Origin of the sequence: Moritella sp. (genome assembly GCF_033791185.1) — a bacterium.
GTDB lineage: Bacteria > Pseudomonadota > Gammaproteobacteria > Enterobacterales > Moritellaceae > Moritella.
Map to the genome: position 1 here is coordinate 13138 of NZ_JASJHF010000316.1, position 15408 is coordinate 28545.

General features: G+C 38.5%; 14 protein-coding genes. 8 read left to right on the forward strand and 6 right to left on the reverse strand.

Annotated features, from left to right (window positions below):
• The first annotated feature begins 81 nt into the window (after positions 1-81).
• The 6 genes from QNK26_RS17985 (at position 82) to rmf (ending at position 7369) form a co-directional block, all read left to right on the forward strand.
• Positions 82-642 (forward strand): cell division protein ZapC domain-containing protein, encoded by a 561-nt coding sequence (locus QNK26_RS17985; protein WP_319225441.1) that lies wholly within the window; start codon positions 82-84, stop codon positions 640-642.
• Between the two features lie 155 nt (positions 643-797).
• Entirely contained in the window at positions 798-2930 is a 2133-nt protein-coding gene (gene rlmKL / locus QNK26_RS17990) for a bifunctional 23S rRNA (guanine(2069)-N(7))-methyltransferase RlmK/23S rRNA (guanine(2445)-N(2))-methyltransferase RlmL (protein ID WP_319225442.1), read from the forward strand.
• Positions 2930-3166 carry a glutaredoxin family protein gene (locus tag QNK26_RS17995; protein ID WP_319225443.1) on the forward strand — a complete coding sequence of 79 codons (237 nt, stop codon included), beginning with the start codon at positions 2930-2932 and terminating at the stop codon, positions 3164-3166. Before rlmKL ends, QNK26_RS17995 begins: the two co-directional genes overlap by 1 nt.
• Positions 3167-3328: 162 nt before the next feature.
• Entirely contained in the window at positions 3329-5236 is a 1908-nt protein-coding gene (locus QNK26_RS18000) for an ABC transporter ATP-binding protein (RefSeq protein WP_319225445.1), read from the forward strand.
• Between the two features lie 15 nt (positions 5237-5251).
• Complete coding sequence (locus QNK26_RS18005; protein ID WP_319225446.1) at positions 5252-7036, forward strand: DUF3466 family protein; 1785 nt, start codon at positions 5252-5254, stop codon at positions 7034-7036.
• A 156-nt stretch (positions 7037-7192) separates the two neighbouring features.
• On the forward strand, positions 7193-7369 hold the full coding sequence (gene rmf, locus QNK26_RS18010; RefSeq protein ID WP_211686039.1) for a ribosome modulation factor: 177 nt from the start codon (positions 7193-7195) through the stop codon (positions 7367-7369).
• 62 nt (positions 7370-7431) lie between these two features.
• Here the strand turns inward: rmf and fabA are convergent, their stop codons facing one another.
• From fabA to QNK26_RS18030, 4 genes are all read right to left on the reverse strand, one after another.
• The gene (gene fabA / locus QNK26_RS18015; RefSeq protein ID WP_319225458.1) at positions 7432-7950 is read right to left on the reverse strand and encodes a bifunctional 3-hydroxydecanoyl-ACP dehydratase/trans-2-decenoyl-ACP isomerase; all 519 of its coding nucleotides are present in this window, start codon (positions 7948-7950) and stop codon (positions 7432-7434) included.
• A gap of 94 nt (positions 7951-8044) precedes the next feature.
• Positions 8045-10009: an AAA family ATPase gene (locus QNK26_RS18020; protein ID WP_319225448.1), complete on the reverse strand. Its 1965-nt coding sequence runs from the start codon at positions 10007-10009 to the stop codon at positions 8045-8047.
• 232 nt (positions 10010-10241) lie between these two features.
• The gene (locus QNK26_RS18025; protein WP_319225450.1) at positions 10242-10781 is read right to left on the reverse strand and encodes a DUF2058 domain-containing protein; all 540 of its coding nucleotides are present in this window, start codon (positions 10779-10781) and stop codon (positions 10242-10244) included.
• 159 nt (positions 10782-10940) lie between these two features.
• Entirely contained in the window at positions 10941-11780 is an 840-nt protein-coding gene (locus tag QNK26_RS18030; RefSeq protein WP_319225451.1) for a Tim44 domain-containing protein, read from the reverse strand.
• A 314-nt stretch (positions 11781-12094) separates the two neighbouring features.
• On the opposite strand from QNK26_RS18030, the gene QNK26_RS18035 reads away from it, so the two are divergent.
• Together QNK26_RS18035 and QNK26_RS18040 are read left to right on the forward strand one after the other, a co-directional pair.
• On the forward strand, positions 12095-13132 hold the full coding sequence (locus QNK26_RS18035) for a serine protease (RefSeq protein WP_319225453.1): 1038 nt from the start codon (positions 12095-12097) through the stop codon (positions 13130-13132).
• Between the two features lie 60 nt (positions 13133-13192).
• Positions 13193-14104, forward strand: a complete 912-nt coding sequence (locus tag QNK26_RS18040) for a L,D-transpeptidase family protein (protein WP_319225454.1) — start codon at positions 13193-13195, stop codon at positions 14102-14104.
• Between the two features lie 112 nt (positions 14105-14216).
• On the opposite strand, the gene QNK26_RS18045 is transcribed toward QNK26_RS18040, so the two are convergent.
• Complete coding sequence (locus QNK26_RS18045) at positions 14217-14486, reverse strand: Lpp/OprI family alanine-zipper lipoprotein (protein WP_319225456.1); 270 nt, start codon at positions 14484-14486, stop codon at positions 14217-14219.
• Positions 14487-14664: 178 nt separating this feature from the next.
• On the reverse strand, positions 14665-15036 hold the full coding sequence (locus QNK26_RS18050) for a PilZ domain-containing protein (protein ID WP_319225457.1): 372 nt from the start codon (positions 15034-15036) through the stop codon (positions 14665-14667).
• Positions 15037-15408 lie beyond the last annotated feature (372 nt).

Consider the following 15408-nt stretch of genomic DNA (forward strand, 5'->3'; position numbering starts at 1 on the left):
CTATATTTCTGATATGGGTATTTACATATGGATAGGGTGTAGTTAAACTAACGGATAGTTAATTACACTACTGGTATCAGGATGTTACTAGAACCAAGCAATAAGTGGTATTGGCAGTATGACTGTGCAAGTCAATTCATCGTTATTCAATTATCCGATGGACTTGCAATGTCTTGCCATTTAGATAAGCGAAACATGAATAATTTGTGCAAAGGCCGTATTAACTTTTGCGCTGAGGATTCAAGTTATTATTACTATTTCTTAGAAGCACTTAAAGATTTAGACTTTAGTGTGCCTGAGAAAGTACAAATCGCGTTAAACGCGGTAACTAACTTACGTTTTCATAAAATAAAAATGCCACAAAGCTGGTTCTTTGATTATCATTACTCTGACGCTTCGTTTAATACTGGCGATATTATTACCTTGTCATTAAAAGGGGTGAATATTCAGTGTGTGATACTTGAAGCAGATGATCGGGTATCGACCTGTATGTTGTTAGATACAAGCGTTCAACTTTCTGATTCTAAAAAATTAAATAAATTTGAAGTTATTCGTGTTATGAATGATCGCGTACTACTTCAAAATACAGTTGCAAAACATTTACCAAATGATTCATTTTCCTTCGTTCAGATCATGGCATAGCTTAATCCTTCAATAATCCTCCTGTTTATCTAATAATTTCCTCAACATGACTATGCGACTATAATGCTGCGTGGTATAGTTCGCACCCATTAATAATCACATTGCTTACTTTCTTTTTTATCAGGAAGTATCTCGAAATAATATAGGCTTTCAAATTGACTAAACTCAACACTTATTTTGCTTCTTCTCCTAAGGGTTTAGAACTTCTGCTTAAAGAAGAGCTAATTGAACTTGGCGCACAAGACTGTCGTGAAACCATGGCTGGTGTCGCATTTAAATCGACTCAATTAACAGCGTATAAAATTTGTTTGTGGAGCCGCTTAGCGTCTCGAGTTACCTTGCAATTAAAAACTTTTAAAATTTTCGATGTACTGGATCTTTACCTTGCGGTATCGGGCATGCATTGGGAAAAAATATTCGATATAGATAAAACCTTTGCTGTATCTTGCTCGGGTACCAACGACAGTATTCGTGATACTCAGTTTGGTGCATTGAAAGTTAAAGATGGTATTGTCGATCGCTTTACAAAGAGTATGAGTGATCGTCCTAATGTGGCTAAAAACGATCCTGATGTACGTATTCATCTGCACATTCGTCGTGAAGAAGCGACACTATCTCTCGATTTATGTGGTAATGGTTTACATCAACGTGGTTACCGTCAAGGTACGGGTGCTGCACCGCTAAAAGAAAACTTAGCGGCCGCTATTATTAAGCGTACTGGATATACTGATGGTCTATTAGTTGACCCTATGTGTGGCTCTGCAACTCTACTTATCGAAGCGGCGTTAATGGCACTTAAAGTACCCGCAGGTATTTTACGTTCTCGTTACTGTTTCCAACAACTGAATGATTTTGATCAATCAGGTTGGGAAGAACTGGTTGCACAAGCTAAATATCAAGCACGTAAAAATATCGCAAACACTGATCTTAAAGTTTACGGTTTTGATAAAAGCTGGCGTGTACTTGACCAAGCTAAAGCCAACGTGCGAGCGGCTGGCCTAGAACATGTTATTGAATTAGAAGTCGGTGACGCTAAAAACCTAGTTAATGATTTCACCAGTGAAGGGACATTAATTTGTAACCCTCCTTATGGTGAGCGTATGGGTGAGCAACCTGAACTAATCGTATTACACCAAGTCTTAGGTGAACGCTTAAAGAGTGAATTTGCTGGTTGGAATGTTGCATTCTTCTCATCAAACCCTGATTTACTCTCTCGTTTAGGCATGCGCGCAAATAAGCAATATAAATTATTCAACGGTGCATTAGAGTGTTTCCTTAAGCTTTATCAGATCTCATCAGTTGCGCGTCAAGCTAAAGCACACGTTGAAACACAAATGACCCCTGGTTTTGCTGACGATTTCCGTAACCGCTTAAAGAAAAACATCAAGCAGTTAACTAAATGGGCTAAAAAAGAACAAGTAAACTGTTACCGTTTATACGATGCTGATCTACCTGATTACAATGCCGCTATCGATTTATATGATGATTGGATTGTAGTACAAGAATACAAAGCACCTAAAGACGTGCCAGAGCAAAAAGCCAAACAACGTATCATGGATATTGTTGCAGTAACGCTGGAAGTGACGGGTATTGATCCGAATAAATTAGTATTGAAAGTGCGCCAGAAACAAAAGGGTGCGAATCAGTATGAAAAATTACAACAAGTTAAGTCGGTATTTACAGTAAATGAATATGGCGCTCAGTTTGAAGTAAACATGAAAGACTACCTAGATACGGGTTTGTTTATCGACCACCGTTTAACACGCCGTATGGTAGGTCAAATGAGTGCTGGTAAACGTTTCTTAAACCTATTCTCGTATACAGGTAGTGCAAGTGTTCACGCGATCTTAGGTGGTGCAGAATCTTCAGTTACTGTTGATATGTCGAACACTTATCTTGATTGGGCAAAACGTAACTTTGCGTTAAACAACATTAGCATGCGTAAGCATGAAGTTGTGCAAGCGGATTGCTTGGCTTGGCTAGCTCGTTGTGAAGACAAATTTGACCTTATCTTTATTGACCCACCAACGTTCTCTAACTCGAAACGTATGGAAGACAGCTTTGATGTAGAGCGTGATCATATCCAACTCTTCACGTGGTTAGAAAACATCCTTTCTGCTAGTGGTCAAGTGGTATTCTCGAACAACAAACGTAACTTTAAGTTAGATTTTGAAGGGCTAGAAAAACTTGGCCTTAAAGCAACTAATATTACTGAACAAAACCGTTCGAAAGATTTCGCGCGTAACAAAAATATCAGTAACTGTTGGTTGGTAGAACGAGTAGCATAATGACTAAATACGCATTCTATACTACGGAAGGCTGTCATTTGTGTGAACAGGCTTGGGACATTGTGACAGACCAAGGTCTCGTCAATGAGATGACCCGAGTTGAGATCATTCATGTGGAAGCTGACGTTGCTCGTTATGGTATTCGTATCCCTGTTATTAAGAACAATGTGACTGATAGAGAAATTGGTTGGCCATTTGATAGTACAGAATTGGCTAACTTTATCGCACAAGACTGATTTATGTGACTAAATCCGAGCGGTTTCAATTACAAGGTAATTGTTATCGCTCGGATTTTTTCTATTTTATAACTTTATGTTAGAATACCACTAACTGTTTGTCTCTTTGGTGCCTTAAAGAGTTTACCGAAAGACAATTGAATTATTTATTAAGGAAATACCGTGGCTGTTATCACGTTACAAAATGCTTGTCTTGCCTTTGGCGACTTGCCGTTATTAAACCATGCTGATGCTGTATTTGAACCAAGAGAACGAGTGTGTCTTGTTGGTCGTAATGGTGCAGGTAAATCGACAATGATGAAAGTTATTGGTGGTGAAATCCAACTTGATGATGGTGTACTGAGAGTAGAGCAAGATGCTGTTATTTCTCGTCTAGAGCAAGATCCACCTAAAGTAAGTGGTGTTACAATTTTTGATTTTGTTGCGGGTGGTCTAGCGGACATCGGTCAAGTGTTAAAAGACTATCATCATCAAGCAATTTTAGTTGGTGAAGATTACAGTGAAAAAGCATTAAACAAATTGATGCGTTTACAAGAAGAACTTGATAACCGTAACGGTTGGGAGTTTGAACAAAACATTGAACAAGTATTAACACGCTTAGATTTAGATGCTGACATGTTACTTGATGATTTATCTGGTGGTTGGTTACGTCGTGCGGCATTAGCACGTGCACTTGCAAGCAAGCCTGACATTCTATTACTTGACGAACCAACAAACCACTTGGATATCGAATCTATTCTTTGGTTAGAAGAATTCTTAAAAGACTTCGCTGGTACAATCATTTTCGTAAGTCATGATAGAAGCTTCATTCGTTCTATGGCTACACGTATCATTGATATCGACCGCGGTAACTTAATGTCTTTCCCTGGTAACTATGATCAATACCTAGTGGGCAAAGAAGAAGCATTACGCGTAGAAGATGAACAAAATGCATTGTTCGATAAACGTTTAGCACAAGAAGAAGTGTGGATCCGTCAAGGTGTTAAAGCCCGTCGTACCCGTAATGAAGGTCGTGTAAAAGCCCTTAAAGAAATGCGAAACGAACGTAGCGAGCGCTTAACAGTACAAGGTAAAGCGAAGATCTCTGTTGATGAAACTTCACGTTCAGGTAAACGCATATTTGAAGGCGAAGACGTATTTTACGGTTACGAGAACAAGCAAATCGTTAAAGACTTTACCTTTAACATTATGCGTGGCGATAAAATTGCATTCGTTGGTCCAAATGGTTGTGGTAAGAGTACATTAATCAAGTTATTGCTTGAAGAGTTACAACCACAAGCCGGTTTCATCAAATGTGGTACTAAGTTAGAAGTTTCTTACTTCGATCAACACCGTACTGAATTAGATCTTGAAAAAACAGTAATCGACAACTTAGCTGACGGTAAACAAGAAGTTGTAGTTAATGGTAAACCGCGTCATGCACTTGGTTATTTACAAGATTTCTTATTCCACCCGCAACGCGCTCGTACACCAGTAAAAGTACTTTCTGGTGGTGAACGTAACCGTCTGTTATTAGCTAAATTATTCCTAAAACCATCGAATCTTTTGATTATGGATGAACCAACCAATGATTTAGATATTGAAACATTGGAACTTTTAGAAGAATTACTTGCCAATTATCAGGGTACGTTATTATTAGTAAGCCATGATCGTAACTTTATTGATAACACAGTAGAAAGTTGCTGGATGTTTGATGGTAAAGGTCACATCACTAACTTTGTTGGTGGTTACCATGATGCTAAGAATCAACAAGCAAATACACAATCTATGATTGCTAAGCCAAAAGCGAAGCCAGTTGTAGAAGCGCCTGTAAAACAAGCGAAACCAGTTAAGGCCGTGAAGACAAAAAAACTGCCTTACAATATACAAGTTGAACTCGATAAACTGCCTGCAAAAATGGAACAACTCGAAGAACTAGTTGAAACATTGCAAGCTGAAATTAATCAACCTGAATTCTTTAATAAGCCATCGGATGAATCGAAAGTGATGCTTGAAAAACTTGCTAGTAAAGAGCAGGAACTAGAGACTGCTTTCGCTCGTTGGGAAGAACTTGAAGAAATGAAAGGCTAAGGAAAATTAAACATAATGCTTTTAAAAAAGACTAAGTTAGCAGGGATTATTAGTCTCGTATTGTGTACAACTGCGGTGGCTTCAACCACCGCTATTGTTGTAGACAGCAGTGGAGAACATGACTTTGGTCCATACGTTTCAGCGATGGACACGTCAGGTACAGCGACTAGTACAGCAACCTACACTCATAAATATGCACAACAATTTACATATGATATTGGTGCACCTTGGACATACGCATTTTATACATCCAAGAAGAATGACTACTGTATTTATGACTCAGATATTTGTGAGATGATTTGGGGTGGTTCTAAATCCGATCGCGTTGACGATAGTGATGGCCTATTTGTATGGCGTCGTAATATTTTAAATACCTACAATGGTTATAACGGTAGTTACGAATCAGAAACAACAAGTGCTGTTAATGACACGGAAGTAGCGCCATCAAACTTGAAGGAATCACGAAAAATAACGGCAATTTCTGGTGTAGATCAAGTCGGCTACGCTACAGATTCAAGTGCTAAAGTCGTTCGAAGAGGCTTTTATAACGATATCGAGTTAAAACCTGAATTTGCGGATAAGCAGGGGTTCAGTTCCGCCCATGATGCTACAAACGTTAGCGTTAACTCGGTTACGGTACCAACTAATAGCTTTGATAAAAAATTAATTGTTGGTCAAGCGAGTGTTCAGTGGGCTAATGCTGATGATCAAGATCGTTTTACTTATTGTTTTAATTATCCAATTGATGACGATCGTTATGATTATGATGATCTCTATAATTGCCCTGGATTTGACTTACAAGCGAGTTATTGGGATGAAACAGGCAATGGTTTAGCTTATTTTTCTAATAATTCTAAAACCACATGGTTGAATACCGGTGGTGATGCTACATTCATTGCCAATGCTTATGCTATTAATACCTCTGGTTTTGCTGTCGGATTTTCTACTCAACAGATCTATTCATCTACCAGTGGTGGCCGTGCTCGCGCGACACTATTTAAGCCAACTGTAACAGGTAAAGATACAGTCAGTTATGCAATGACTGAGATCACAAAACCTAAGACAGATTCTGGCAGTGATTATGATGACATTCTTCGAGATACAGTTGCGATAGATATTACTGACACTGTTTATGTCAAAGCGACTAAAACAATGGGGCCTGCAACTGGTACGGATGAATTACAATCATTTATTACGGTAGGTAATCGTACTTATAACCAACCTCAAAATAGAAGTTATGTAACTGATTTTTATACGTATGATATAAAAACACAAGAGACCCGTTACCCATTTCAAGCTAACCCGATTAAAGGGGCTAGCTCGCAAGTGAGTAAAATTAATAATGTCGGCCTCGCTGTTGGTTGGCGTGATGCACGCGGTGAAACAACGCCGACTGCGGATGGCGCTCCTCGGTTCCAAAGTGCATTTATCTATAACTATGAAAATGAAAAGTCATCTTATCTAGATGATTTATACTGCCAACAGCAAATTGCAGATGGTAATGACATTACTTACAGATTAAGCAATGCTATTAGTATTAGCGAACCTGACTCTGCAGGTGACGTTGTTGTTGTTGCCAATGGCTTTGATTATAAAACTGAAGCCAATTATATGAACAAAACAGGCTCTAATCCTGCAGTATTTTCAATGACAATTAAAGCTGATGAATTAGCTAATTTGTCAACGACATCTTACTGTCCTGTTAAAGCTGAAGAAGATTATGAGCGTAACGGGGCTGGTATGGGATGGTTTGTATTATTACCTACAATGCTGCTTTTATTCCGCCGTTTTAAACGTTAATAGTTAAACCCTAAACGTCATCTTTTGTTTCTTCAAAGCCACAGTAATTCAATTACTGTGGCTTTTTTAATTGATTTGTTGAATATCTTAATCTATTAATTAATAGAGGCATGGAAAGTCTCAGCTTTAAGTTATACATTTTTTGAGGAATCTAGAATGAAGAGACAGAAGAGAGATCGTTTGGAAAGAGCATATTCGAAAGGTTATCAAGCTGGAGCAGCAGGTCGTTCAAATGAAGTTTGTCCATTTCAAAGCGCTGATTCGCGAGGTCAATGGTTAGGTGGATGGCGTGAGGCACAAGAGATCCGAGGAACAGGGCTCTTCATAAAATAATTGATTAACAAATACAACAAAGCCCCAAATAGGGGCTTAATTAAAATCGTATCTAGCTTGAATTAGAATACAGTGGTGTCTTGGAATAAACCTACTTTTAGATCTTTCGCAGTATAAATTACTTTACCATCTACAAGCATTTCAGCGTCAGCAATACCCATTACTAAACGACGAAGTACAACACGTTTCATCACAATTCTGTACGTTACTTTTTTTGACGTTGGCAGCACTTGGCCTGTGAATTTAACTTCACCTACACCCAGAGCGCGGCCTTTACCTTTTGCGCCATTCCAACCTAGGAAGAAGCCAACTAATTGCCACATTGCATCTAAGCCTAAGCAGCCTGGCATAACCGGATCACTGTCGAAGTGACAGTCAAAAAACCATAAATCAGGTGTTATATCTAGCTCTGCAACGATCTCGCCTTTACCGAATTCACCGCTTGTGCTATCAATGTTTAGAATACGGTCCATCATCAGCATATTGTCTTTTGGAAGACGAATATCAGATTCAAATAACTCGCCGTTACCACATTTAACTAAATCTTCTTTATCGAAGCTATTACGCTCAGTTGCTGACATAGGTACCACTTCAACCTCTAATTCATTTATCATAATAATATCCTTGTTTTCTTGGAGCCATCTTAGCGTACATCTGTACGCCTAACAAGTCCAATCAGTTGCTACATCCCTGTTTTCCGATAATTTTAGCGTACAATTGTTTAATTTTAGTTACAAAACAAGTGTCATTATCTTCTAATTTATCATCTTGTTCTTCAGCGAGTAGCTGAATAATGTTGTAAAGGCTGTCTTGTTCGTCTACTTTTCCAGCCTTGATCCCCATCAACAGCTCAATGGCTTCATCTATGTGCGTAACAGGGTAGATGGCAAGCTGCCCACTGGTAACGGCGTCGATCAGTTTATCACTTAAATTTAAGTTAACTATATTAGCCGCGGGAATTAAAACGCCGATATTAGTTTGCTCATTGAGTTCACAGATGCGCTGAAAACCTTCCAGTTTTTCATTAATGCCGCCAACGGCAAGTACAGTACCAAATTGATCGATAGCACCAGTAACAGCCAAGTTTTGGGCTATTGGTTTCTGTGCGAGTACCGATAACAAAGCGCACGTACCCGCTAATGCCGCACTATCACCATCAATTTCACCATATGATTGTTCAAATACCAAATTGGCACTAATTGGTAAAGGCAATGGTTTTGCAAAAGTATGGGTGAAAAAGCCCTGAATAATCATCATTGACTTGGCGTGAATGTTACCCGCTAATTCTGCTTTACGTTCGACATCAGATATATCGCCATCGCCATTTAAATGTCCCGTTGCCGTAATGCGAATCGGTTCACCAAAACTTTCTGGGTGGCCATGTATCTCAAGTACGGATAAGCCATTTATTTGACCTATTTTGTTGCCATCCGTTTCGAGGATGATTTGCTTTTCAATAATGCCTTCATTACTTAGACGAATATGACCATTAAGCGCTTCGTGTTGAAGTTTTAACACCCTATTTAAGGTGTTACTATCAATATACTTTAACTTGTTAGCCGATGCGATTTGATGGCAATAGTTTAACAAGGTTGTTAATTTAGCTTCGTTAAGACTGAGATAGTTATTATGTTCACACCAACGGCTACTTAACTGTAATAGTCGTTTTAGACCACAGTCAGACAGCGGCAGCAAATTAGAGTCAGCTAGGAGTAATTTAATATAACCGATATAGTTAGCGATATCTTGTTCGGTAATATTGAACTCAGGAGAGAAATCAATGAACGACGTAGCGAGACTTGATAATTCTCGATCACCGTCAGTCAATTGACTAATGGCTAATCGATCGCCGAGTAAGATAACTTTAACGTCAAGCGGAGCTGGATCTGGTTTAAGTTCTGTTTGGATCGTTTGGTTACTCGAACTCCAGCTTAAAGTCCCTTGTTTGATCACTGATTTTAACTGATACCATAAAGCGGAGTTAATAATTAACTCATCAATCTTGATAACAATATAACCGCCATGTGCTTGATGCAGCAGACCCGGTATTAACTGCGCTACGTTACTCGTATAGCTGTTATTTTTGTACAAGGTATCTAGGTTACCAAACAATGTTGCTTGGTTTAGATTGGTGGCATCAACGATATTAGATCCGGCTGTATGCTCATCGGCTAGTATCTTAAACGCATACTCAACATTAAACTCATTAAGATTGAGCAAAAGTGGTAAAATGCTAGGGTATGCTTTAATAAGGCATGTATTTAACTGTTCATTTGAACACTTACCAGTAGCAATAATCTGTTCAATTAGTTGCTTAAACAGTTCTGTTTTATCACGCCAAATTTCAAATGCACGTGCACGCCCAACTGTTGTTATATCTTCAATATAACAAATTGATTTAGCGCGTTTATGCGACATATTTCGCAATATATCTGAGAATGATTTTAAGTGGTCAAAGCCATCAAAATCGGTTGCTACAAGTAACTTAGCCGTTGCAGTCTCATGGAATAGTGAAAATAGCTCATTATTTTGGGGGAATAATTGATCTCGCGTAACTGTATCAAACTCTTCAAGTTTGCAGCGCGAGCTAAGATCAAAGACAGGAACAAGTTTATCAGCAGTAATTTTCTCAGTTAACAAGGCTATCACTCATGTAAGGTAGATAATATAAATTATATGAGATTGTCTTATAAACAGATAGGTTTATTCATGGCTTGGATCAAATAGTCTGCTTTTGAGCGGGATTAATAACCAGATCTGATAAGGTTAACAAAAATAGCTTGGTTCGAAGTGCCATTTTATTAGCTCCCTAAACAGTTCATCGATTGATGATAAACGTCAGGGAGATAACAGTGACCAAGTTATTATGTGCTTACCACATTAAGTCATCAGGAATTTCGAAATCTGCGTATGGGTCGTCTTCGTCAACTTCTGTTGCGGTATTTTCGTTTAATACCAGAACGTATGCTTCATCAACGGCTCTGATTTTGTCGATAGCAATACTTGGCATAACATAAGATTTGCCTTCCAGTACACACAAACCAATTTGGCCTTTGGTTAGGGCGTTGTAGCTTGCTTGATCAACTTCCAATGTCTTAACTTTATTATCAAGAACATAATTAAAAGATAATTCGCCTTTAAAATCAGTGATATGAAGCTGCTGGATCATTTGCTTCACTTTACCATGTTCAGACTTTAACTCAATCTGTTCTTGAATTGCTTTATTACGTTCATTATCTAACTTGGTCTGTGCATCTTTTTTAGCTTTAATCTCATCTTGCAAGCTAGTATCAGCATCTTGTTGGTTTTTGCGTACTGCTTTATTGGTTTTTTTCTTTTCTTTACGAATTTTTTTGGCTTTTTTTTCATCGGCCAAGCCGGCGTTTAAAAGCTGCTCTTGTAGTGATGCCATGTTTTTGAATTCCTATAAGTTTCGTTTATGAGTCGATCATAGCAGTGTTAACTTTAATTCGCTAGATGCAAACTGGGATAGGCATGATCCTTGATTTTCAAGATCAAAAAAGGCGGTGATTAGCCGCCTGTTTATTAGTAAATTAGAGATTAAGCGCGATTATTGCTCAATACCTGTAATTAACCATGGCGCATTTGCCTGCGTTAAATTACGTTCTAAATGCCATACTTCGTTAATGTCAGCTTCGACGTCTTCATGACTATCACGATAGCGGCCATTAAATTGAACACTGACTTGTGAAAGTGATGCTGTTGAATCGGCACGTACTAACTCTGCATCAAGGAACATCACTTCTGTGTGTTGTTGACCTTCAAGTGCTTTACGTTCTACACGTAACTCATTGTATAATTCGATAGAAACATATTCTTGGATTGTTACTAAATCATCTTCGTTCCAAGCTTTCTGTAACGTCTTATAATGGCTACGAGCACCCGTTAAGAAGTTAGTTAAATCGAAATCCGCAGGTAGGTTAAATGGTACGTCATTATTTGAACCTGCAAACCCACCTTGGCTTGCTGAGTTAAATGTCGCGTCTGGTTGTGCTTCTTGTCTAAATGCTGGACCTGAAGCCGTTTGCGGTGAACCTTGTCCCTGTTGTGCTGCAGCCTTAGCACTCATCATCCCTTTAAACAAACGGAATAACAAGAATGCGATACCAGCCATGATGATCATATCCATGAACTGTAAGCCTTCAAAAGCGCCGCCAAACATTGATGCAAGTAAGCCACCAACAAGTAAGCCTCCAAGCATACCGCCAAGCATACCTTTTTTACTCATACCAGGTTTAGCCGGTGTTGCAGCCGCAGGTGTTTGTTTTTGTGGTGCTGTCTTGTAGCTTTTACCAAAAGACTTACTACCACCGAATTTTTTCGCGTGAACTTCAGGTGCCGCTAATGAGAAAGCGAATACCATCATTAGAACAGTTAAAATATTTTTCATTATATCCCTTCAATTAATACATATGTCGTACACGTGTTTGACTAAGCTTGCATCATAGCAATGGTATCGTGGGCGTCAATTGCCTTTGGTTATTATTTACACTAGTTGACATAAAATGTCTTAAAAATCATTTTCTTCCAGAATGAAAGTGATTCAAGCATGATTTATGTTTTTTAAGTTCGAGCGTTACAGGTTCAAGCTTGGTCGAATTAGTTAATATTTATGCTTGGTTACAACTATACTTAGCTATAAAATATTGAGTAGGAAATGTTCATTACGATTAGTGTGTGGACAACTTAAGAGAGATAAATTTGATGCTAGCTAAAATAATTGCAATTACCGGTATAACACTCTCGTTAAGTGCTTATGCAGATGAAATCGTTTTAACTGAGCCTGAGATACAGCCTTATGTAGTGGGGGGAGTTAATAGCAAACCTTTAGAACTACCTTGGCAAGTCTATTTAAACATAGGCGTAAATGGGAGTACTTATGCATGTGGGGGGACTCTAGTTACGGATACTTGGGTTTTAACTGCCGCACATTGCCTAAATGCTAATATTGACGATTCATCTTTTGTGGCTGTTATTCCCAGTAAAGTTACCGTGTACTCTGGTAGTATCGACCGCTCATCGACAGGAGAGATGGTTCGCAATACTGTATCCACGGTTGTCGTACATCCAAGCTATAACCCAACGCTCAACATCAACGATATTGCATTGTTACAATTAACCTTGCCTGCAGTGTTACCCGCACAGCCAATTAAATTAATGAATAAAAAATTACAATCTGATGCGGATTTAGAGTTTGATGCGGCAGTTGGCAATAATCTGCTGGTTTCAGGCTGGGGTCGGACATCTACAGACGCCTCACAAAGTACAGACATTCTGCAGAAAGCCATTGTCACTGGTATTACAGATCGTAGTTGTGCGTTAACGTGGGGCTGGAACGGCCGAGAAGATAATTACATTTGTGCTAATGAGATTAAACGTGGTTCGTGTAATGGTGATTCTGGTGGTCCACTAATATGGCAAGACAAGCTCGCACAAAGTGACGATGATCTTGGTTATCGATTAGCGGGAGTTGTTAGCTTTGGTAATACTAAACAATGCGCTTATGATTTATTTCCAGATGTCTATACGCAAGTAAGCTCTTATAAGACTTGGATCACCGACGAGGTTGATAAAACAGGAGTTTATATAGAACCTAATCCGACCTTTAATCAAAATATCTTTGCTGCTGAGAATAAAGATGACAATGATAGCAATAATGGTAAAAAAGGAGGAGGGGTAAGCTATTCATCTTTGCTCATATTAATGGGGCTGATGTTATACCGTACTAAACATCGACGCTGAACATACCTGTGTATTATTAAGCCTATACTTACGCTATAAGACACAAATTAGGGCGTAAGTATGCTTATGTTTAGACTGAATCTAAAACTGTTATCTATTATTAGCGCTTTATTGCTGCTTACACCTGCTTACTCGCAAGTATATTCTTTACCTGAGCCCGGTTCTCGTCTAATCGGCCAGCGTTTACAGCATGAAATAAAAGAAGGTGATTATTTACATGCCATTTCACAGCAATACAATATTGGACTTATTGGTCTAATGGCCTCAAACCCAACGGTTGACCCATTCTTACCGTTACCTGGAACAATTATTGAGTTACCAACATCGATGATATTACCGGATACGGAATATAAAGGCATTGTAATTAACTTGCCAGAATTGAGATTATACTATTTTCCTAAAAACACCAATGACGTGCATGTCTTTCCAGTAGGTATAGGGCGAGAGGGACGCAAAACACCGCAAATGAATAGTTTTGTGAAAAGTAAAATTAAAGATCCCGTTTGGATACCAACTAAAGCTACACGAGATGAATATTTAAAAAAATATAAAACTGTATTACCGCAAAAAATGGCAGCTGGTGAACGAAACCCATTAGGGAACTACGCATTAAGACTAGGGTACGGTTATAGTAATTACCTGATTCATGGTACTAATCAAAATTTTGGTATTGGTATGCGTATCAGTGCTGGTTGCATTCGAATGAATCCTGATGACATCGAATGGTTGTACCATAATGTAGCCACCAATGAGCCTGTAACGATTATCAATAAACCAGTCAAGTTTGCTGTAGAGCCTAATGGTCATTATATGTTAGAAGTGCATTCGCCACTGTCCTCTGAATCTCTGGGAGATAATCTAAATACTGGCGAGATTATGGATAAATTTCAAGACAAAGATAGGATCGACGTAATGGCGGTTAATAAGGCGTTGTTATTGCATTACGGATTGCCAATGAAGATAAGCATTTAATGATAAGTAAATAACCTCTTAAGCTGCAGAAAGTATTTCATATAAAATAAAATTATTCACTAGAAAAAGGCTAGCTACAAATTAGCTAGCCTAACGTAATTGGCCTTCACTTCTATTTACTATAGGATGCGGCTATATTATCAATACGTGAATTAGCACGTTGCGCTTCTTCTGAAGCTTGCTGAGCTGCAGCCGTCGCCGATTGTAGTTCTGTTTTCATGCTTCCTTGTTCAGATTCTAACATTTGTACTTGGGAGGTTAATTTACTGACTTGAGAACTTAAGCTACCAACGCTTTTTTCTACATCGGCATTGTTATTAGCACAGCCTCCAAGAAGAGCAGTGGTTGCAATAGCACCAGCAATGAGTAATTTGTTTTTCATTTAAATACCTCTTTCCGTTAGTTCGAAAATGTTTATTAATATTGAGTTTGGTCACAGTTAAGTATGTCAGAGGTTTGTTAATTTGCCACTTAAGGGCGATTGTTTTTTAAATCACCCTGTTTTGATTAGATTAAGTACATAGATACAGCTGGAAAAATGAGAGGTATTACGAGTTTATTTATAGTTTGGGCATGGATCGTGATAATTGGTCGATATCTCGCTGTAATAGTGCTTCATCGGCTAAATTAAGTTGTACCAGTCGTCGAAGTTCCGAAATACTATTAATATCTATTCGTGTACATTTCATGCCAAGCGAATGCTCTTCGCTATGGATAATAATTGTTTCCATTATAATGACTTGTTGTTCTGTTAGCGTGATTGATAAGGTTAATAGCTGATCAATTTTGAATGTCGCATTTCGCGGTTTTGTGCAAGATAATCCACGTAATGAGAGGTCTATGACGTTTGTTGGCCATTGCTGGTTATTACTGCTAAGAGTCGCTTGATGGTCAAATAAAACACGTTGAAAATGCCGTTTATTAGCTTCCATATATCGCTCCAAAAATTATGGTAACACTTAATAGATTAGGTCAAAATAGGTGACTTAGCTGCTCTTTAATACCATTAAGTCGAGATATGATGCCGCTTTGCACACTGCTTCACATTAAAAAACGGCTAGAGAAGATGAAGGAGTTTCATGACGATAAATAAGGTTGTTAATGATACTGCTAAGTGAGCGCTATAATTATATTTTATGATTTTCATCACGATTTGTCTTGAACACTACTTGTTTGTTTAAAACGAACAATGTATACATGACTGGCTGTCACCAAAGGTGCCCAGTGCTTACGCTTAGCCGTGGTTAAATTGCGTTCCTGTCCTTTCACCTGTGCCTCTAACTGCTGAACTTGGGGAGAAGTGA